This is a genomic window from Rhizobium sp. 2YAF20 (assembly GCF_052114685.1).
GTDB lineage: Bacteria > Pseudomonadota > Alphaproteobacteria > Rhizobiales > Rhizobiaceae > Rhizobium.
On sequence record NZ_JBFRFF010000040.1, the window covers coordinates 32,083 to 52,551 of the forward strand.

A 20,469-nucleotide genomic window follows, 5' to 3' on the forward strand; every position below is an offset into this window, starting at 1 on the left:
GAGCGTCACGTGAACTGGGGCAAGTCGTCGTGTATGTCGTACCACTCGGCCTTCGAGGCGACGAAATAATGCGCGGTCGGCGGCGCCGGCAACGGCGTATCGAGGGTCCCTAGCCGCAAGCGCACGACATCCGGCATCGAATCGCGGCGACTAATGATCGGCGAACCGCAGTTGGAACAGAAGAGGCGATGAACGCCTGGCGAAGAATCGAATACCGTCAGCGCCGACTCGCCCTCAATGAAGACGAAGTCACTGGTCGCGACGGGCGCATTGGTCGCGAATGCGGTAGCGGTCGCCTTGCGACAACGCGAACAGTGGCAATAGATCGCCGCACCTAGCTTGCCGCGAACTTCGTATTTCACTGTGCCACAGAGACAACTGCCTTTATGCATAAATGCTCCCGTCATTGATCCGCCATCACGGCGTGAAATTAGTATCGAGGATACTAATCTTCGCTCACGCGGTCCCGGCGCGGTTTTGGGCTACGATGTCATCGTGAGTAAGGCTGCTGCCTTTTTCCATGAAGACCTTGACCAGCGCCTCGCGGTTACCCGCAGAGCGGATTTTGTCAGCTTTTTCGAGCGCCGATTGCAGCTCACCAGCAGTCAGTTCCGTGCAATAGGCAAGGGTGCCTGGCTGTTGTCGCCAGGAGGTCACAAGACCCCCGGCATCAAGGGCGTCGAAGCCCGTTGCCTCTACCAGTTGCATGACAAGCGACTTCTTTTCGAGGTCATCACCCGCTACCGGAAGGGCAATGCGGCCGGGTTGCGACTTCTCTACGCCCTTTTCCGCAAGGGTCGCAGCAAGCACCGCGTTCCAGGCTTTGATGATGGGTCGTTTGATCTGCTCGGTGACCCACACCGCTTCCGGTTTGCCACCATCGACGTCGCTGATCGCCCCGTCACGGAACGGGTAGTAGTTGGACGTGTCTACGACGACGACGTTATCGGGAACATCTTCAAACAACCCGGCAAGGTCGCGATAGGCTGAAAACGGGATGGAGAGGATCACAGTATCCACCCCTGTCACGGCATCTTCCTTGGTCATAGCCGTCGCACCAACTTCAGCAGCGAGGTCGCGGATCGATTCCGGGCCTTTGGAATTGGCGAGCTTGATCTCGTGGCCTGCGGCTCCGAGTTTGCGTGCGAGTATCGCGCCGATGTTCCCTGCGCCGATAATTCCGATCTTCATATCATTTCCTTGCGGTGAGTATGGAATTCACGCGCACTCGTACGGAGACGTGATTTGTTGTACTCCGAAGAATAGGTATAGCTATCCGATACGGCAAGAACCGACTAATAAGTGGGTAACCTACCTTGAGGTAAGTATGGCAATTGAGCGAGACTGGCGCTGTGACGACCCCAAGCAGCGAATGGTATGGGCGACGGCAACCCGGGATGCTCTGCGGGTCCTTGAAGGGAAGTGGAAGATCGTCATCATCTGCCAGCTTTTCGCCGGAAAAGGTCCGCTAAGATTTTCGGAACTCGAAAAGCGCGTAGAGGGCGTGAACCAGAAGATGCTGATCCAGCAACTCAAGGAGTTGGAGAAGGACGGTGTCGTGACAAGAACCGTCTATCCACAGGTCCCGCCAAGGGTCGAATATGCACTGAGTGAGATGGGAATCGCACTCGGTCCATCCATGGCGGAACTAATCGACTGGGCGTTCATGCGACGTGACGCGCGTGCCGCGGTGCCGCAAGATTCGCCGTAAGCGATGAAACCATTTCGGTGACTGCCCGTTGTGCATCGCCTGATCACAAGGAAGCCGCTGCCTCGAGCGACGCTGGCGCCGGGGCCGTCTACCCCACTGTGACACGAACTTCAGGTTTCAGACGACGAGATCAACGCATTCTCGAGCAACACTCTGGCTGCATCGCGGGTTGTCTTAACAAGTCCTGGATCGGGCGTCGATTGCGCCATCACAATCGAGCCCTGGATGAGCGACAGGATCTGGATCACGGCTTTTTCGGGGTCGCTCAATGCCAGGGGCTCAATGAGTGAGGCAACAAATTCATGTAAGCCCTTAAAATAGAAGGCGATGGTTGCCTGTACGTCAGGGGAGTTTGCCTCCGGTCCGAACTCGGCCAGTCCTTTCACGAACGGACAGCCACGGAAAGAAGGCGCACGGAAAGGTTCGTCTAGCGCGTCAAAAATAGCGAGGACGCGCTCCAGCGGCGATAGTCCGGTTCTTTCAGTGGAGGTTGCGAGCATCTGAAACCAGATGTCACTTTTGTAACGCAAATAGGTGGCGATCAGGTTGGCCTTCGACGGAAAGTGTTTGTAGAACGTCATCTTGGCCACGCCGCTTTCGGCAATGATGCGATCGATCCCGACAGAGTGGATGCTGAACCGGTAAAACAAGTCCGATGCCGTCTTTAGTATACGGTCTCGCGGGGCGAGGGCGTTAAGCGGTTGTCCCTCCACATCCACAATTTCAAGCACGCTGCGCGTTTGCATTTTCCAAACCTCAGATTCTTCGTTCGCATCTAGACAGACTATTCTGTAAATTTTGGGATTGCAAATACATACAGGTCTGTCTATTGATAATCGCACCCAATGGATTTCAAAGAAAGGTCTTGAGATGAGCGGAAAAGTCGTTGTTGTGACAGGCGCGAGCAGTGGTTTTGGAAAACTCACGGTATTGGAGCTTGCAAGGCGGGGTCATACCGTTGTTGCGACCATGAGAGACGTCGAAGGACGAAACGCCCAAGTGCGGAGCGAGCTCATCGACGCGGCGAAAGCTGAGGGGCATGGGCTGCAAGTCTTTGAAATGGATGTCGCCGACGAGGCCTCGGTCAATTCCACGATCGACCAGGTCGTTATGCAGCACAAAAAGATCGATGCCTTGATCAACAATGCCGGAATAATGCCCGTCGGGGTCACGGAAGCCTACACGGTCGCGGACGTCGAACGGCTCTTTGCGGTCAATTTCTTCGGCGCGGTGCGGGCCGACCGCGCCGTGCTGCCGCATATGCGTGCCGCCGGCAGCGGTCTCCTGGTTCATGTGACATCCCTGATGGGGCGGGTGGTCTTTCCGTTCTTCGGCACCTACTCCGCGAGCAAGTTTGCGCTCGAGGCGCTTGCCGAGGCCTATCGGTATGAACTGAAGGGCTTTGGAATCGACTCCGTCATCGTCGAGCCAGGGCCATTCCCGAGCAACCTCATCTCGTCGAGCCCGGAGCCATCCGATCAGGCCGTGCTTGCATCCTACGGCGAAGTCGCGGTGATCCCGGGTCAGATCAAGGCCAATGCCAACGCCGGACACGACGAGGCCAATCCCCCGCGGCCCCAGCGCGTGGCCGATGCCATCGTGCAACTGGTCGAGGCCACGGAGCGGCGTCCATTGCGGACGGTCGTCATGCCTGAAGGCATGGATTTTGGTGTTCAGCGACTGAACGAGGCCGTAAGCCCAATTCAGAACGACCTGCTCAGCGCGCTCGGCATGTCGAGCATGATCTGACACTCTGCGGTTGGCGGGTGGTGCCAGTGCCGCCTTTTGGGCGGAGCGCTGTGGATCCGTTTGTGCGCTAACGTCGTCGCATATAGCTTCGCTGCCGCGTATAGTGTCCGAGGCCACTGCTACCGCCGCAAGGCGCAGATGACACCCTGCGCCAAAGCGCGCGGGATCGACAACGCACAGCCTGCGGCCAAAGGCGATAACGAGCGGCCAATCAATTGAGTTTTTCAACGATATCGGCGCACAGATGTCATGGCTTCAAACATCAATGCGATGGCCGCTTTCGGGCAGATGCAACAACTGCCTCTATGACTGAGAAGAAGGCGCTTTGCTGCCGTTCGAGGTCGATCCGAGGAATGTGCGGTATGTGCTAGAATGCGGCCCGAAGGCGGAATGCGACAGAGGCACTGCGAGGGGCGGTGTGATCGTACCGGAATTCGCGCGACCGAGAGCCGACGTTGTGCTCTTGAAAGGGGAGACGAGGACGATGCCGACACCACAGCAACCCAGTCTAATAGTTCGACAGAAATCCCCACAGAACATCGAGTTTCCGTTTGCGTCGCTCTCCGATTGGCTGATCCCAACCGAGCTGTTCTTCGTGCGAAACCATTTCCCGTCGCCGGACCTCGATGCGCGAGACTGGAGATTGCGCGTTGGCGGGGCGGTGGAGCGGCCGATCGAACTTGACCTCGACAGCATCAAGGCGATGCGGAGCACGACTTTCACCGCCGTCGTCGAGTGTGCAGGGAACGGGCGCGTCTACTATGTGCCGCCGAAGGAGGGGTTGCAGTGGCAGAACGGAGCCGTCGGCAATGCCGCGTGGACAGGTGTTCTTCTGCGCGAGATTTTGGAAATGGCGGGCGTTAAGCGAACCGCACGTGAGGTTCTGCTCGCAGGCGCCGACAGCGGCGTCGTCGACACAAACAAGAAAACGGCTTCTCCCGGCCCCATCGCTTTTGCGCGCAGTTTACCGCTTGAGAAGGCCATCGCTGACAGCACGATCCTTGCCTATTCGATGAACGAGCAGCCGTTGACGCGCGATCACGGCTACCCGCTACGCGCGGTCGTGGGTGGCTGGTTCGGCATGGCTTGGGTCAAGTGGATCACGCATATCACGGTTGTGGAGCAACCGTTCCTTGGCTACTGGCAGGCGCGCGACTATTTCCGTTGGGAGCGCAGCCTCGGGGAACCCAGGCTGGTCCCCCTTGCGGAGATGGAGGTCAAAGCGCAGATCGCGCGTCCCGTACACGGGGCGCATCTCATCGCCGGCCAACCGTACCGGATTTTCGGAGCCGCCTGGAGCGGAGAGGCTGTTATCCGGCAGGTGCAGGTCTGCACCGGAGATGGCAGGGGCTGGCGCGAGGGAAGGCTCCTCGAAACAGAACGTCCCTTTGCTTGGCGCTTGTGGGAGTACATGTGGACCCCTAAAGAAGTGGGGCGATATATACTGCGATGTCGCGCGATCGATAGGGCGGGGTGCGTGCAACCCGACCTCCAGCGTTCCGACTGCGAGAGCTACGCGGCCAATTGGATCGTTCCGGTGGAGGTTACAGTCGTTCCCGAGCCACAGACGTACGAGGAGGAATTCGTGATCTAATCACCCGCATGGGGCGGAATGGCGGCTTTTGGCGCAACTGCGACCCGCGTTGTCACTGCGTCATGCCCGCTTTGCAGCAACAGCGACGGTTGGCTCGATGATCACTATGAGGGCGCAGAGCGGCCATGCATGCGGTGATCCGCCATACGGCGCCTTTGGCCCCGGTAGCGGAAATAATTGCCACTCGACCCCTCCCGTTGACTGAGGCCCAAAGCCAGGGCACAAAGGTGGCATCCACGGCCGCTCGCGATGGAAAAGCACCGAGAATTTCAAGGCAATTTCAATAAGCCATTGAAATAACGTTGGAATCTAGATTCCTCAGCCAAAAACATTGTCTTCTTTCCAATAATTTGCGTCCAGTCGTCGGTGTTGGGAATAACCCCACATCACCCACCAGCCATCTTGTTGATTAGTGATAGAAAGACGACTTTCTGGCCAGTATTTGCTGTTCGAAACCACGCACACGATTGGCCGGAAATTGTCTATTGCGGAACCGAAGTCAGTCGACTCCGCGTAGCACCGTGTCTCCCCACCAGAAATTATATATCCATTATAATCATCAATTTAGTAGAAAATGCTTTCTAACCGCGGAACCCCGAGGTTAGAAGGACCTCCCGGGACAGAGGCCTTGCGGCGCCTCATCGATATAGCATCTCAAACAGCGGAATTTGACGCGTGAAATGCATGTCGGGCCAGTACTCGCCCATCATATCGCCCGTAAATTAGGCAGATCAAACGACGCATCAAAATTAATCTTTCTCGCTTGACAGATATCAATTTTGGATGAGATGATCTTAATCATACAAAAATCGCATAAGAGAGAAAATGGAAACTCGCGATCTCCAGACCTTCCTCGCAGTTGCTGCCAGCGGTAGCATCACCAAAGCTGCTGATATGCTCGGGCGTTCCCAGCCGTCGGTAACCCGCACCATTCAGGATCTCGAGGCCGAGCTCGGCTTCGAGCTGCTCCATCGCGTGGGTCGTCGCGTGCAGCTTTCGGAAGAGGGTGTAGCTTTCGAGGAGGAGGCGCGGCGTTTGCTGATGTCCTTCACCGAACTTGCCGCGCGGGCAAAGATGATTGCTGCCGGTAAGGGTCGGATCCTGCAGATCGCCACGACATCTGCAATCGGCACCGGGTTGATCCCTAAGGCCATGGCAGAACTGAAGGACGTCGAACTGCCGCACGAGACGCATATCGGCCATTTCCTTGCGTCAATCGTGGCACAGGAACTGCGAAGTGGGCGCGCCGACATCGGTTTCTCCAGCCTGCCACTCGATCTACCTGGCCTTGATGTTCTGCGGCTTTATTCGGCGCCGACCGTGATTGCTCTTCGCGAAGACGATCCGCTCGCAGCGCTTGATGTCGTGCCACTGGCCGCCTTTGGTGGCCGTCGTCTCGCCACGATGCTCAATCCGCTGCGCTTCCAACTCCATATTGCTCGGGCGCTGGCAGCCCGCGGCATCGAAACCGGCCCGGTGATCCGGACCAATATTTCCTACGGCGCGTTGCAGATCGTGCGTCAGGTAAGTGGTGTCGTGGCAATCATCGACCCCGTCACCTCGTATGGCGTTAGCATGCCCGGCGTCGTTATCCGCCCGATTGATATAGACGTCCCATTCTATTGGGGCGTCCTGGCGGCCGAAAAACGGCCGCTTCGCCCCGTTGCGCAGGCGTTGATGGACGCGGTCGAAGTGGTGGCGGAACGGTCGATCTCCGGTTTCAAGAGGCTCGATCCGGCCACGGCCGGCCAATTGGTGACCGGGCAGCCATCGGGCACAGATCACGGAACTAGACTATGAAGCATACGCCCACCCACTCAATGTCAACCGGACTTGCCGCGCTGGAAGCCCAGCTTGCGCAGGATCTCGACTATCTCGAAATGCCCGCAAAGCCTTGGGTCCCCGAGCGCATGCATCATGGCGCACCTGTCCGGGATGTCGTCGTTATCGGTGCCGGCATGTGCGGACTTGCGGCCACGGCAAAGCTGATGCTGACGGGGATGAGCAATGTCGTCGCCTATGATGCTGCTCCGGAGGGGTTCGAAGGGCCGTGGATCACTTTCGCCCGAATGCAGACGCTTAGGTCGCCGAAGACCCTGCACGGTCCGGCGCTCGGCCTACCGCAACTGACATTCCGTGCCTGGTTCACCGCGCAGTGGGGCATCGACGCCTGGCAAACTCTGGACAAGATTCCAAAGAGCCAGTGGATGGATTACCTCGTCTGGTACCGCAAGGTGCTTGATCTTCCGGTACGCAACGGCGTGCGGATGACTGGCATTTCGTCGGTTGGCGATCTCATTGCCATCGATATCGAAGGTGCCGAAACGGGCCGGGTGCTGACCCGTCATCTGGTTCTGGCCACCGGCCGCTCAGGGCTGGGTGGCTTTGCCGTGCCCGAGTTCCTGAAAGTTGTCGATCATGCCTATTGGGCTCATTCTGCCGACGACATCGATTTCAATGCGTTAAAGGGCAAGCGTGTCGCCGTGATCGGCGCCGGCGCCTCGTCGATGGACAACGCCGCGACCGCACTTGAAGCAGGTGCCGGAGCTGTGGACCTGTTGATCCGCCGCCAGGAAATGCCACGTATCAACAAGATGACAGGCATTGGCAGCCAGGGGGTCGTGCACGGCATGCATCGGCTACCCGATGCCTGGAAGTGGAAGTTCGTCGAATACACTGCCACGACCCAGACGCCGCCGCCGCGCTCGTCGACGCTGCGGGTATCCCGACATGAGAATGCCCGGTTCTTCCTCGACTGCGGCATCGTCGCGGTCAGAGAGGAGGCCGACGGCCTGGTCATCGAAACCACGCAGGGGCCGATGCGCTACGATTTCTTGATCGCTGCAACCGGCTTCACCAACGACTTCAACGGCCGTCCGGAATTTGCAGCACTCGCCCCTCATATCCGCAGCTGGTCGGACGGCCGGCAGACGCCTGATATGGGGCCGTTTCGCCGCGGCATGTCGGAGGCGCCGGATCTCGGTCCTGCCTTCGAATTCCGCGAGAAGGTTCCCGGTTCCTGCCCGATGCTTTCGCATATCCACTGCTTCAACGACGCCGCCATGCTGACCCATGGCAAAGTGTCTGGTGATATTCCGGCCGTCAGCGCCGGCGCCGACCGGTTGGTCCGCGGCATTGCCGCATCGCTTTTTGCCGAAGATGTCGAAGCCCATTTCGCCAACTTGGTCGCTTATGACACCCCCGAACTCCAAGGTGACGAATGGGTGGATTCAACGCCATTTCTTCAGAAGGGGACGTTATTGTGATCGATGCCATGGACAAGGCAGCCGGCCTTTCTCCGGACGATGCGGTTTTCATAGCGCGACGGTTCCGGCCGGAATTCGTAAAGGGCGCAGAACTTTGCCGCCTCTCCGTGTTAACACCGGCGCATGGCCTGGGTTTGGCAATAGCGCTGCGGGTCGCGCTGGCCCGCCGGATCGCGGCACTGAATACCGATCATGCACTGATTGCAGAATATGACGCACAGTTGGCAGAACTCGAACCGACGGGGCAGTTGCTGGCTCTGGCTCAAGGCGAGACCGATCTGCAAGGGCCACTGGCGACCATCGCCCGTCACGTCGATCTGATTACGCTGACGCCGATCAAGGCAAAAGCGAGCGATATCGCCCGACTTGTTGAGGCGGGATTGGATAATCCGCAGATCGTAGCACTTTCCGAGCTGATCGCCTTCGTCAACTTCCAGACGCGGGTCGCAACCGGCCTGAGATTGATGAGGTCCGCATGATATCCTCAGTTCGCCTGAAGCCGCTGAACTGGCATCCGCACATTGCACCGGTCGAGCTTTCCGAAGCAACACCGGAACAGCTCGAGGCGATGAAGGTCACGCCATCTGCCAAGAAGGTTTCGGAATATGTGCGCACGCTCGTCCATGATCCCGAGAGCTACGTTGCCCGCACGGTGTTGTTCAATGCGATCATGTATGTCGACGGCGGCCTTGCTCGCCCCGATCGTGAACTTGGTGCGCTTGGTGCATCGATCGTCAACGGCTGCATATTTTGTGCTGTTACCCACGCTCGCCGGCATGCGGAGCTGACCAAGAACGATGACGTGGTCACCGCACTCTATCTCGACAAACCCGAGGAGCTCGGGCCGCGCGATGCTGCGATCTACAGATTTGCCCGCCGCCTGTCGGTGACGCCGTCAGAGGCTGCGCCTGAGGACATAGCGTCGCTGCGGTCCGTCGGCATGGATGACGTCGAGATCATCGACCTAATTCATGCCATCTCGATCTTCGGCTGGGCAAATCGGCTGATGCACGTCCTCGGCCACGCAGACAGCGGCAAATAACGGGCATGCAATCAACGCACCCGGCTCGGGTGTCTTCGGCAGGCGCCAATCGGAACGGCTGGCTTATAAAAACAAAGGAGGTCTGAAATGCGCATGAAATCCTGGTCGCAACGCCTCACGCCCGAAAGGACACCAATCAGAAATGCTTGAAATCAAAGATCTAAAGCTGTCCTATGGATCCTCGCAGATCCTGAACGGCGTCAATCTCTCCGTAAAACGCGGTGACGTGGTGTCGATCATCGGGCCCAGCGGCACTGGCAAGACCACGCTGCTGAAGTGCATCAACTATCTGGCCAAGCCGGCATCCGGAACCATCACGTTCGACAGGATCCAGATGGATTACCAGCACGCGGACAAGAACGCGGTCCAGGCGATCCGGCTGCGGACGGCGATGGTGTTCCAGCAGTTCAACGTCTTCAAGAACATGACGGTTCTTGAGAATGTGATGGACCCGCTTGTGGTCGTGCAGCGCAAGTCGAAGGACGAGGCGCGGGACATCGCCCTCCAGGAGATCGACCGCGTCGGTCTTTCCAGCAGGAAAGACCACTACCCGTCCCAGCTCTCGGGTGGGCAGCTCCAGCGCACAGGCATCGCACGAGCGCTGGCGGTCAAGCCGGACATGATGCTCTTCGACGAACCGACTTCGTCGCTCGATCCCGAACTCGTTGGTGAAGTTTTGAAGGTGATCAAGGACGTCGCATCCTCGGGGATCACTTCGTTGCTCGTGACCCATGAGATGCAGTTTGCGAAGAACATCTCAAACCGCATCGTCTTCATGGACAAAGGCGTCGTCGCTTCCGACGGCAGCCCGGCTGAAATCTTCGACCAGCCGTCCAATCCACGCCTTGCGCAATTCCTCAACTCTGAACTCGTGCACTAACATAAAGGGAAACCAAGAAATGTCTGCTATCACTTCGACATTCCGCCGTCAGTTCAGCCGCGCCGTCGTCGGCGGCATTGCAATCGCCCTGGCAACCGTAGGCGCCGGCCACGCTCAGACAGTCCGAACGATCAAGATCGCGACGTCGGCAGAATCCAAGCCGCTGGCATGGGGCGCAATCGGCGTTGAGCCTCAGGGTTATGAGCCCGACCTCCTCAAGGCGATCAATGCAAAGCTTCCGCAGTACAAGTTCGAAATGGAAGGCGTCGCCGATATCGCGCAGGAAACTGGTCTTGCGACTGGCAAGTATGACATGGCCGTCGGCGGCTACTACAAGTCGGACGCACGCATGAAGCAGTTCCTCATCCCGGAGAACCCAGAGGGCGCCAGCCTGATGAAGATCTATAGCAAAAAGGATAGCGGCATCAAGGAAATGAAGGACCTGGTCGGCAAGCAGATCGTGCCGGTCACGGCCGGCGGCGGCACCTACAAGTTCATGATGGGCTGGCAGGACCAGAACCCAGGCTACAAGCTCAACGTCACTGCATCGAACGCCGGCGTCCCTTACCCAAACCGCCTGAACGAAATTCAGCAGGGAAAGTACGACGCGCTGGTTCTGCCGTCGAACTTGGGCGAGCAGACCGTCATCGACCAGCAGAAGCTCGACATCGTGGCGTCCGAGCCGGTCTCCATCAACAACACCTTCGTCCTCATTCACAAGTCGGATGAAAACAAGGTCCTAGCAGACGACGTGAACAAAGTGCTCAAGGAACTGAAGGATGACGGTACGGTCGCCAAGCTCTCGCAGAAGTGGTTCGGCGAAGATATCTCCACCTACATGAAGTAATCGAAGCTCACCCTGGAAGAACCGCTGCATATGCAGCGGTTCAAGGTTGAACCTGTAAGAGGGAGTGTTTCAAAGTGGATCTTTCTGCAATGGTTCCCGAGCTGCTCTCGGCGATGCCGCTGACGCTCGCGATCATGTTTACCGCCATGATCGTCGGTTTCTGTCTGGCTCTCATTGCGACGACGTACCGCGTCCGCAGGTTGCCGGTGATCAGCCAACTGGCCGATCTCTACGTGTCCTATGCCCGGAGCGTCCCCGTCGTCCTCCAGTTGTTCGTGGCGTTCTACGGACTTCCCTTGTTGGGAGCACTGGTTGGGGTTCCAGATTTTCTGTCAGCTACGGTCGCTTCGATGGTAGGGCTCAGCCTCTATCACGGCGGGTATCTGTCAGAAGTCATGCGGCCTGCATATCTGGCCGTCGACCGTGGTCAACATGATGCGGCAGACAGCCTGGGATACACCTTCCGACAGAAGATCACGCGGGTCGTCGGGCCACAGGCTGTGCACATCGCATTGCCAGGCTACGGCAACTCCATCATCTACCTGATCCACAATGTCGCGCTGGTCATGTACATCGGGGCAGCGGACGTCATGGCGACTGCGCATCTGATCATGGAACGGGACTATAACCAGTACCAGTTCCAGACCTATCTCGTGCTGGCGGTCATCTATTCGGTGATGTGCCTGATCACGTGGCTCATCGTGCGCGCCTTCGAGCTTCGCTCTTCCAGGTATTTACCGAACGTGGCCCCGGTTAAGAACGTCCTCATGGCAAGCGTCTGACAGAGAGAGTAATCAACACATGTTTGATATGGATGTTTTACTCCCGGACTTGTGGGATATCCTCGGCGCCGTGCCCGTCACGGTCGCCATGGCGCTGACGATCTTCGTCTTCTCGACGATCATCGGCAGTCTTTTTGCGCTCATTGAACACAGGCGGATACCTGTGCTTCGGGAACTCGTCGTGGCATACAAGGTCATCTTTAAGGGCGTCCCGATGGTCGTCGTGATCTTCCTTGTATACTACAGCCTTCCGTTCATACTTCAGTACCTTGCCTCACTGGTCGGAGTGAAGATGAACGGCTACGGAACCCCTAACTGGGTTATCCTCGTCGTTGCGCTGATCGCATGCGTGGCCGCGTTCCAAGCGGAGGTCGTAAAGGGTGCCCTGAACTCGTTTGACACCGGTCAGGCGGACGCCGCTCACTCGCTTGGCTACACCGGCAGCCAACTGTTTCGGCGGATCCTGTTTCCTCAAGTCGTCGTCGCCGCCATTCCGGACCTTGCCAACTCAGTCATGGTGATCATGAAGGCGTTGTCTCTCGGGTTTGCAATCGAGGTCGTCGACATCTTCGCCCAGTCGCAATTGACTGCCGCGCTGAACTTCTACTACCTCGAAGCCTTCGTGATTGCCGTCATCATCTACATGGTTATGGCCTACATCGTCACCCAGATCGCCGACAGGACGGAGAAAGCCCTAAGGGTACGAACCTGACGGCGGCCTCTTCGAAGCTCTCTCAAAAAGTCGTCCTTCGACGCGGATTGAGGAGACTGGAATTTGCCGGACCTCAGTTTTCCAAATCTGCTCCGATGAATATTGACAAGTGCGCACTTGCGAGGGCCTACGGCCTGGCATCGGCTGTTGCGGCGGACGCCTAGCGGTGGCCAAGGTTGCTCATGACGCGCTGGTTCATTCTAAAGATTGCACGAGGAGGAAGGATCCAGATGCGCGTCGCTATTCTTGGAGCCGGATCAATCGCGTTCGGCCTCGCTGCCTTTCTGGCCAAGCATGGCCATGTGCCAGTCCTATGGTCACCTTCAGGCAAGCGCACTCGGGGGCTTGCTAAGGGCAAGCCTCTCGTCGCTGAGGGCGCATTCGAGTTTTCCGCAAAGGTCGCGGTCGCGGACGACTGTGCTTCTGCGCTCGCCGAGGCAGATGGTGCGATTATCGCGATGCCCGCAAATGGTCACCGCGCAGCGATGGATGCGGCCGCACCCTATCTCCGTGACGGACAGCCGGTCATCATCAGCTCCCACAGTTCGTTCGGCGCGCTATACCTTTCCAAGAAGCTTGCCGAGCGCGGCACCGTGCTACCGATCATCGTCTGGGGTACGACCATCCTCACGGCGCGCCAGCAGAGTGACCACAAGGTGCAGATCAATACGGTGCGCCAGAAGGTCGACGTCGCCACCCTGCCGAATTGCGCGAGCGATTTGGGTATGGAACTCTGCACGCAGCTCTTCGGGGATCGTTTCATCGCGCGTGATGGGCTCCTTGCGATCGCGCTCAGCAATCTGAACCCGCAGAACCATCTCGGCATTGCGCTGATGAACCTGACACGCATGGAGAAAGGCGAGACCTGGGGACAGGGCGAGCACGTCACGCCAGCTGTCGGCCGCTTCATCGAAGCGCTCGATGCCGAAAGGCTTGCGATTGCCCAAAGCTTCGGACTTTCGGTCAGGACGGTGCGAGAGCATTTTTCGCTGTCCTTCCATGTTCCGATGGGAAGCGTCTCGGGTATGAACCAACAGATGCATGCCGAGGGGCGCTGCGGGTTCGGACCCAAGAGTGCAGATAGCCGCTATGTGCTGGAAGACGTCCCGTTCGGCCTGTTGCCGACAGTCCTTCTTGGCCACTTGAGCGGTCGACCTGCCATTCTTCACGAGGCAGGAATCCGCATTTTCTCCGCCGCCTATGGCATTGACCTGGCAAGTGCAAACGACCTGTTGCTGGACCTCGCATTAGACGGGCTGTCACCCGAGGATCTGAAGTCGCTTTGCAAGCAGGGCTATGCCGCTTAAAGCACCGTCCGCCCCGCGCCATAACACACTGAAGATGCAGGTTCTGGTCGCGAACTTAGTCCAGCAGAGTATCGGCGTTATGCGTCGCCGCCGAACCCGATTTCTCGTCGAAGTCCACAACCGGATCGATAATGGCGCAGGCCTTGGTCTGCGGGTCGCTCACCACGTATTGCATCGCGCGGCTCGAAGAAGTCTGCGAAGTCGGGTCTACGCATAGGCTACTTCCCGCAGATCCGATGCAAGCGGCGAGAAGATCGCCCGCGAAGGATCGAACGTATAGTGCGCCTGATACGAAGAGGCATCCCGCGCCAATTGCACAACAGAGTCGAGAATGAAGGCGATCTTTTCGTCCGACAGCAGGACGCTGAAATTGAGTCTTGTGAATCCAGGCTTCTCGATCTCGTTGCCGTCGAAGATCGCCTGCCGCATCCGATCCGACATCTCGGCGTCGATGGAGAGCAGCCGATGCACATAAGGGCCGGCGCAGGCACAGCCGCCGCGGGCTTGGATGCCGAAGCGGTCGCTGAGCATCCGGGTGATCAATTGCTGATGGATATAGCCGCCCTTGCCGTCTCGGACGCGAAATGAAAAGATCGGCAGCCTTGCCATCGAGGCAGAACCGAGGAGCTCAATCTCCGACACATCCTGCCAAGCGGCGAAAGCTCTCTGGGTAAACTCGCCGTTCAGCCGCTGGATCTCGTCCAGTCCGATCGCGTCCTTGACGAGGAATGCCAGTGCGGCGCGGACGTCGCCTATGACATTGGGGGTACCGGCTTCCTCCCGAGCTTCCAAGCTGTCGCTGTAATCGTGGCCGGTGGGCGAAACGAATTTGACAGTGCCGCCGCCGGGCCAGGACGGCTTGCTGGTTGCGACGGCATCGTGCCGCACGATCAGCACGCCCGACGCTCCGGGGCCGCCGAGGAACTTATGCGGAGACACAACGATCGCATCGATTTCAACACCTTTGTCAGGTGTCATCGAAATCGGCATGTAGGGCCCGGCGCCCGCATAGTCCCAGACGACCTTTGCGCCAGCCGTCTTCGCAATCCTCGTGATCGCCGCGATATCAGTGGAGATGCCGGTGACGTTCGAGGCCGCCGAAAACGAGCAGATCGTAAGGTCTGCAGCGACGCGCTCAAGAGCTTCGTGCAACAGGATAGGATCTGGACCACCGTTGCTACCCTCGGCGATTTCGATGACGTCTGCGCCGCTTTCTCGCCATGGCAGAATGTTCGAATGATGCTCATAGGGGCCAATGATGACACGGACCCGCCGGCCGGAAGCGACGGCATCGGTGACGCCCAACAACTTGACGAGGCGGTTGAGGCCGGCAGTTGCACCGGATCCGGCAAAGATGACGGCGTGCTGCTTGTCGACTCCACAGCATTCCCCGATCACCGACCGAGCCTCGCGGCGCAGCCGGGTCATCATGCCCCCGCAATACGACGCTTCGGTGTGGCTGTTTGCGTAATAGGGCAGCACCTCTTCGAGAACGAATTCCTCGACTTGTCTTAGCGCGCGCCCAGAGGCGACGTAGTCCGCATAGACCAGATCCTTAAGGCCGAATGGCCCGTCGACTTTCGCCTTCGAGCCAATGAGCCCATCTCTCAGTGCGGCGATTGGATCGGCCACATCAAGGCTTGTTTTGAACCTGCTGAGAACGGTGACGAGTTCTTTTGATTGGGAGCGGTCGGATCGTTCGCGCATTGTCAGTCTCCACATAGGAATTGACAGCGATACTAATCCCCCTCAGGGTCGAATACCTCACCGTTTTTGAGGGGGTTTTGCGCATATATGGGTCAAATGATCGAAAAAGGTGTTAAAATTGATGAGATTGATCTGAAGATCCTGACTTGCCTTCAGCGAAATGCATCCCTGGCACAGCGTGATTTGGCCGAGCAGGTGGGGCTCTCGCAAAATGCATGCTGGCGGCGGCTTCAAAGGCTGCAGACAAGTGGCGTGATCGGCGGATCGCGCACCGAGATCGATCTCGAACTGCTCGGCTTTGATTTGACCGCAATCGTCATGATCCGTACTCGCCACCATTCCAAAGAATGGTCTGAGGATTTCCGCAAGCACGTCGACAGGCTGCCCGAGGTCATCGACTTTTACCGGATCGGCGGGGATTGGGACTATCTGATCAAGGTCGTGACACGCGGAATATCCGGCTACGATGCCTTCTATCAGAAGCTGATCACGAATTTCGATCTGGCGACGGTGACAGGCTATTTTGCCATGGAGGCCATTATTCGCAATCGCGCCGTGGATCTGGGCCGGATACGATAATCCGACGCCGTCAAGCGGGGAGATTGTTCGCTTGCGATCGAGATTTTGATGCTTGCCTGCGACGCCTTCGAAAGCTTGGCCTGAATGACCGCCCACAGGACACCACATCCAAACCATCATCGCTTCGCGCACATCAGCTCGGGCATCTGCCCAACGTCGGCAAACCCTTTGATCTCGACGGCTGGAGCTTCGAGATTGGCAAGCGCATTGTCAAGCATCGGGCAAACTACGGGGCTCAGGTCAGCGCTTGCGTTGCAGGGCCGGCACAACGTCGCGAGACGACTTCGCAATGGCCACGAGTAGGATGAAGGTAGAGAATGGCTCTCGCACAATACCAGCCACCATTATAATCGGATCACCCGATGATCGGAACCCGGTTCGCCAGAAGAGACCATTTCCCGTACCGTCGATACCGGGAACGAGCGCGGGAGAGAACGTCTCGCCAATCGGAAACCACCGTTCTCTTCGCGCAAAAGCGGAAATAGTTGCCTCTCAACCATCATCTTGACTGAGATCCTAAGCCAGGGCACAAAGGTGGCATCCACGGTCGCTCGCGGCGGCAAAACCAAGGGAATTCAAGGGATATCTCGATAAGCCATTGAAATCATGTAAAATCCGGGTTCCCCAGGCGGGCTATTTTTGGGCCCATATTGCACACCCTTTGACGCCCAATTCCCAAGGCGAAAAGCATTGTCTTTGCAGCTAGTTACAGACAATTCGCGGCAAACCGTTCTGTGATTTCCTAGGTTCGAAACGCTGCCTGTCTCCGCGCGGAAGCTGGCCGGGGATCCTGTTTCAGCCGCGATCATTCTGTGGCCATGGTCGCGCCAGTAGCGGGCGTCGACTCACTTGCGATGGATAACCGTCTTGGGGCCGGAAGAGACTGTTAGCACCTGGACTGGCAACTCGATAAGCCGACATCATGGACCGCCTGTGGACAGTCCATGATCGCCCTAAGTCGCAGGCTAGCGTTGGAAGGTGAGGTGGATGGTGCCACTCGGTGACGTTTCCGCCTTGACTGTGCAGCCAGCTTCCAAGCCGCGCAGATCGTCCCACAAGCGGATGCCGCGCCCGAGCAAAATCGGCACGATCGCAACATGAAGGCGGTCGACAAGGCCAGCTTTGAGATAGTCGCGAACGACGGTAGGACCACCGCCTATCCTTACATCCTTGCCGTTTGTGGCGCTTACAGCCTGCTGGAGCGCATCGACAGGGGTGGTATCGAGGAAGTGGAAAGTGGTGCCACCGGCCATCTCTATGGGGGGGCGTGGCTTGTGGGTGAGGACGAAGACAGGACACCCGAATGGTGGCTCGTCGCCCCACCAGCCGCGCCAGTCCGGATCGTCGGGAAAGTTGTGCAGTCCGAACATGCCGGCGCCCATGATCTCGGCGCCCACATTCTCGAAATATTCCTTCGCATAATCGTCGTCGACACCTGTGGTTCCTTCCCCCGTCGTATCCTTGAGCACGCGCTCACGGAACGTTCGCGTTGCCGCATATGTGCCGACGAGACGCGGCCAGTCCTCGCCGAACGGGGTTTCGGGCGTCTGGTCCGTCGTTGTCGCGAAACCATCGAGCGAGATCATGAGATCGACACGAACTACCACTGGAAATCCTCCTTGAAAAAAAGGTGTTGCACCACAACCGCCCCTCCATTCGGGGCTGGACACTAAGGCAAGTACCTTCATATCCGGAGCCGGATACTAAGGCAAGTGCCTTTTTGTCCTTGACCGGCGCCCCGGACCACTTTACGGATGCACATGCCTTACCATTCGACCCCCCTCGACCTCGCCTTTCACGCTCTCAGCGACCCGACCCGCCGCGCGGTGGTGTCGCGGCTGGTCGAGGGCGAGTTGCCGGTCAGCGCGCTCGCCGAGCCTTTCGACATGGCGCTGCCCTCCTTCGCACAACATCTCAAGGTGTTGGAAGATTGCGGGCTGATCGCCAGCGAGAAGCGCGGGCGCAGCCGCTGGTGCCGGCTGGTGCAAGCGCGCTTCGACGAGGCGGCGGACTGGATGATAGCGGAGCGCCGCCGCTGGACCGAGCGGTTGGTTCGCCTGGAAGTCTACCTGGACAAAACGGAAGAGGATGATGAAGGACATGGCAAACCTGTTTGAGACCTGGTCGCTCGACCGCGAAATCGTGCTGGTCAAGGTGCTCAACCACCCACGCGACAAGGTCTTTGCCGCCTGGATGGACCCCAGGGCGCTCGCCGAATGGTACGGCCCAGCCGGCCTAAGCATCGAGAGCCACGAGGCCGACATCCGCGAGGGTGGGCTCTGGCGGTTCGACATGGTGGGCGTGTTCGAGGGCCGGGAGCAGCGCTTCCCGAACCTCATGCGCTTTCTGGAGATCGTCCCGAACGAGCGGATCGTGATGGATTATGGCACGCCCGATCCTGATGACCCCGACCGTTTCCGCACCACGGTGACCTTCGATGAGCAGGCCGACGGCAAGACGGTGCTGACCTTGCGCCAGCTCCATCCAAGCCGCGAGCGGCGTCAGTTTGTCATCGGCTTCGGCGCGGTGGAATACGGGCTGCAGACGCTGGATGGACTCGCCGCCTGGCTGGACCGCTGAGCCTCCGGCCGATCGGTGCCGCTCGCGCCAGTTGGCGCTGGCCGAGGCGGCGTGCAGATCGAGCTGCATGATCGCCCAGGTCACAGCTTGACGGAACAGGATGGCCAGACACGATGTCTGCTCTCGAGCGGCCGCTATCATGATCTGTTGACGGCATGGGGGCGCAAGTAGCCAGCCCACGCCTGGGTAGAGGGCGTCGTAATCAAGCCCATAGCCGCCGTGTGGTTATTTCGTCAGGCGTAGTAGCGCATCGACATTGCCACTGACTGCTTTCGTAACTTGCGTAGAGTTGTTCCGACAAAGGGTGGGCTGCTTTGGGCGCTTTCCGGACGTGGCCAAAGGCGAAGCGGATTGACCGCTTTTAGGTACTCCAGCGCGTGGTTCGGACGACCGAAATGACGGCGAACTTGCGGCATCGGTATCCCGCACATCGAAGACTCGCCCTCCATAACTGAGCCTCGGCAAGTAGTTCCGAGTTCATAGATCTCACGCAGAGGGCAAAGCCGGATGGGGTTCAACAAAGCCGGCCAATGGATCGGGTTGGCAGCTTGCCGAGGCTTTTTAGTTGTGGTCTAGTCCTCGTTGACTTGGCACCCAAATGTGCGTCGCAAATGGTCACGTAGGCAGATAAACCCGGCAAATAAATAGTTGCGCTGAGACGCTTGGGCGAGCGTTTCGATCAACGAGCGACGTAATTTCCGACATGGGAGGGTATGATTTGAACGAGACCGAACAACTCTGGGAATGGCGCGAGAAGATCGCAAATCTCTACTACGAGGTACGTTCTAGCCGGGACGCGCGTGCTGCTTGGGGGCTTTGGTGTGACACCCGTTCGACCATGTTTCGCGACCATCCTCAGTCGCCAATTGAACCTGCGGACCGCAAAACGTTCGAAGGGCCGACGATATATCCTTATGATCCCTCGTTGCGCCTGACGGTACAGTTTGTCCCGGTAACCCCGGAAAGGATAACCGTCGCAACAGGAGTGGACGGTGACTTGTCGATGCATACGTTCGCCCGTACAAAGGGGCTGGAGGCCAGATTGGGTGGCGAATTGACCCTTTACTGGATTGAGGGGTACGGCGGTGGCGTGTTCCTGCCGTTTGTCGACGCGACCTCCGGGACCGAGACGTATGGCGGTGGCCGATATCTTCTCGACACCATTAAGGGAGCGGATCTCGGAGTTGTCCGCCCGGAGGGCACCCTCGTGCTGGATTTCAACTTCTCCTATTTTCCTTCGTGCGCCTATTCTTCCCGCTATGTCTGCCCATTAGCGCCATCGAGCAATCGACTGAAAGGCGCTGTGAGAGCCGGAGAACGGCTTCCTATCTCGAAATGATAGTTACGGCCAATTGAGGGTGCCGAGCAGTTCCAAGAAGATTGAACTACAGGGTCAGCCGCGGTATTTCCGTCTAGCCTAATTAGCGTCCGCTTTTCGGGTGTGGGTCGAGTGCTCGGAATGTCGTAGATGGTGAAGGGTTTCGGGTGCCGTCAGGCGTACGAAAGCCTCTCATGCAGGAACCCGCGGTCGGCATTCTCTGAGCTATGGGGTTTTGTGTATCGGATCTTCCGGCGGGCCGCCGATCGCAGCGGCGTTTGTTAGTCCCGGCGGGGCGAAATTGGTGTTTGTACGTGTGATTGCCGAGTTTTTTGTGGTGATTGTGAGCGCGTTTGCTCGGCTGAAAGCCGTCGCCATAGGGACTGGCGCAGACC

General features: G+C 58.3%; 21 protein-coding genes and 1 pseudogene. 16 read left to right on the forward strand and 6 right to left on the reverse strand.

Translation table 11 applies throughout. The features are described from left to right. Positions 1-5: 5 nt before the first annotated feature. Together AB4Z52_RS29640 and AB4Z52_RS29645 are read right to left on the reverse strand one after the other, a co-directional pair. Positions 6-392, reverse strand: a complete 387-nt coding sequence (locus AB4Z52_RS29640; protein WP_442221462.1) for a GFA family protein — start codon at positions 390-392, stop codon at positions 6-8. A 64-nt stretch (positions 393-456) separates the two neighbouring features. Beyond that, entirely contained in the window at positions 457-1,191 is a 735-nt protein-coding gene (locus AB4Z52_RS29645; RefSeq protein ID WP_442221463.1) for an NADPH-dependent F420 reductase, read from the reverse strand. A 136-nt stretch (positions 1,192-1,327) separates the two neighbouring features. Here AB4Z52_RS29645 and AB4Z52_RS29650 point away from each other — a divergent pair, with 136 nt between their 5' ends. Beyond that, positions 1,328-1,711, forward strand: coding sequence for a winged helix-turn-helix transcriptional regulator (locus AB4Z52_RS29650; RefSeq protein ID WP_442221464.1), 384 nt, complete (start codon positions 1,328-1,330; stop codon positions 1,709-1,711). A gap of 110 nt (positions 1,712-1,821) precedes the next feature. Here AB4Z52_RS29650 and AB4Z52_RS29655 read toward each other — a convergent pair whose 3' ends face one another. Then, the gene (locus AB4Z52_RS29655; protein ID WP_442221465.1) at positions 1,822-2,457 is read right to left on the reverse strand and encodes a TetR/AcrR family transcriptional regulator; all 636 of its coding nucleotides are present in this window, start codon (positions 2,455-2,457) and stop codon (positions 1,822-1,824) included. 124 nt (positions 2,458-2,581) lie between these two features. On the opposite strand from AB4Z52_RS29655, the gene AB4Z52_RS29660 reads away from it, so the two are divergent. From AB4Z52_RS29660 to AB4Z52_RS29710, 11 genes are all read left to right on the forward strand, one after another. Beyond that, positions 2,582-3,460 carry an SDR family oxidoreductase gene (locus tag AB4Z52_RS29660; RefSeq protein ID WP_442221466.1) on the forward strand — a complete coding sequence of 293 codons (879 nt, stop codon included), beginning with the start codon at positions 2,582-2,584 and terminating at the stop codon, positions 3,458-3,460. A 484-nt stretch (positions 3,461-3,944) separates the two neighbouring features. Beyond that, positions 3,945-5,054, forward strand: coding sequence for a sulfite oxidase (locus AB4Z52_RS29665; protein WP_442221467.1), 1,110 nt, complete (start codon positions 3,945-3,947; stop codon positions 5,052-5,054). A gap of 825 nt (positions 5,055-5,879) precedes the next feature. Beyond that, positions 5,880-6,854, forward strand: a complete 975-nt coding sequence (locus AB4Z52_RS29670; protein ID WP_442221468.1) for a LysR family transcriptional regulator — start codon at positions 5,880-5,882, stop codon at positions 6,852-6,854. Continuing rightward, the gene (locus AB4Z52_RS29675; RefSeq protein ID WP_442221469.1) at positions 6,851-8,320 is read left to right on the forward strand and encodes an NAD(P)-binding domain-containing protein; all 1,470 of its coding nucleotides are present in this window, start codon (positions 6,851-6,853) and stop codon (positions 8,318-8,320) included. Before AB4Z52_RS29670 ends, AB4Z52_RS29675 begins: the two co-directional genes overlap by 4 nt. Next, on the forward strand, positions 8,317-8,799 hold the full coding sequence (locus AB4Z52_RS29680) for a CMD domain-containing protein (RefSeq protein WP_442221470.1): 483 nt from the start codon (positions 8,317-8,319) through the stop codon (positions 8,797-8,799). Before AB4Z52_RS29675 ends, AB4Z52_RS29680 begins: the two co-directional genes overlap by 4 nt. Continuing rightward, positions 8,796-9,362: a peroxidase-related enzyme gene (locus AB4Z52_RS29685; RefSeq protein WP_442221471.1), complete on the forward strand. Its 567-nt coding sequence runs from the start codon at positions 8,796-8,798 to the stop codon at positions 9,360-9,362. Before AB4Z52_RS29680 ends, AB4Z52_RS29685 begins: the two co-directional genes overlap by 4 nt. A 142-nt stretch (positions 9,363-9,504) precedes the next feature. Continuing rightward, positions 9,505-10,242 (forward strand): amino acid ABC transporter ATP-binding protein, encoded by a 738-nt coding sequence (locus AB4Z52_RS29690; protein WP_442221472.1) that lies wholly within the window; start codon positions 9,505-9,507, stop codon positions 10,240-10,242. A 19-nt stretch (positions 10,243-10,261) separates the two neighbouring features. Next, positions 10,262-11,089: a transporter substrate-binding domain-containing protein gene (locus AB4Z52_RS29695; protein ID WP_442221473.1), complete on the forward strand. Its 828-nt coding sequence runs from the start codon at positions 10,262-10,264 to the stop codon at positions 11,087-11,089. Positions 11,090-11,163: 74 nt separating this feature from the next. After that, positions 11,164-11,871, forward strand: coding sequence for an amino acid ABC transporter permease (locus AB4Z52_RS29700; protein ID WP_442221474.1), 708 nt, complete (start codon positions 11,164-11,166; stop codon positions 11,869-11,871). Between the two features lie 19 nt (positions 11,872-11,890). Then, complete coding sequence (locus AB4Z52_RS29705; protein ID WP_442221475.1) at positions 11,891-12,583, forward strand: amino acid ABC transporter permease; 693 nt, start codon at positions 11,891-11,893, stop codon at positions 12,581-12,583. 230 nt (positions 12,584-12,813) lie between these two features. Next, positions 12,814-13,890, forward strand: coding sequence for an NAD/NADP octopine/nopaline dehydrogenase family protein (locus AB4Z52_RS29710; protein WP_442221476.1), 1,077 nt, complete (start codon positions 12,814-12,816; stop codon positions 13,888-13,890). Between the two features lie 58 nt (positions 13,891-13,948). Here AB4Z52_RS29710 and AB4Z52_RS29715 read toward each other — a convergent pair. Both AB4Z52_RS29715 and AB4Z52_RS29720 read right to left on the reverse strand, forming a co-directional pair. Next, a pseudogene (locus AB4Z52_RS29715) lies at positions 13,949-14,065 on the reverse strand (MBL fold metallo-hydrolase); the annotation flags it as partial. Between the two features lie 32 nt (positions 14,066-14,097). Next, entirely contained in the window at positions 14,098-15,597 is a 1,500-nt protein-coding gene (locus tag AB4Z52_RS29720; protein ID WP_442221477.1) for an aminotransferase class V-fold PLP-dependent enzyme, read from the reverse strand. A 96-nt stretch (positions 15,598-15,693) separates the two neighbouring features. Between AB4Z52_RS29720 and AB4Z52_RS29725 the strand changes: the two genes are divergently transcribed. After that, positions 15,694-16,176, forward strand: a complete 483-nt coding sequence (locus tag AB4Z52_RS29725) for an Lrp/AsnC family transcriptional regulator (protein WP_442221482.1) — start codon at positions 15,694-15,696, stop codon at positions 16,174-16,176. A gap of 965 nt (positions 16,177-17,141) precedes the next feature. Here AB4Z52_RS29725 and AB4Z52_RS29730 read toward each other — a convergent pair. Beyond that, positions 17,142-17,783 (reverse strand): dihydrofolate reductase family protein, encoded by a 642-nt coding sequence (locus AB4Z52_RS29730; protein WP_442221478.1) that lies wholly within the window; start codon positions 17,781-17,783, stop codon positions 17,142-17,144. Positions 17,784-17,936: 153 nt separating this feature from the next. On the opposite strand from AB4Z52_RS29730, the gene AB4Z52_RS29735 reads away from it, so the two are divergent. From AB4Z52_RS29735 to AB4Z52_RS29745, 3 genes are all read left to right on the forward strand, one after another. Then, on the forward strand, positions 17,937-18,293 hold the full coding sequence (locus AB4Z52_RS29735) for an ArsR/SmtB family transcription factor (protein ID WP_442221483.1): 357 nt from the start codon (positions 17,937-17,939) through the stop codon (positions 18,291-18,293). Next, a complete protein-coding gene (locus AB4Z52_RS29740; protein WP_442221479.1) occupies positions 18,268-18,756 on the forward strand; it encodes an SRPBCC family protein in 489 nt (162 codons plus the stop codon). Before AB4Z52_RS29735 ends, AB4Z52_RS29740 begins: the two co-directional genes overlap by 26 nt. 703 nt (positions 18,757-19,459) lie before the next feature. After that, positions 19,460-20,095: a DUF1684 domain-containing protein gene (locus AB4Z52_RS29745; RefSeq protein WP_442221480.1), complete on the forward strand. Its 636-nt coding sequence runs from the start codon at positions 19,460-19,462 to the stop codon at positions 20,093-20,095. Positions 20,096-20,469 lie beyond the last annotated feature (374 nt).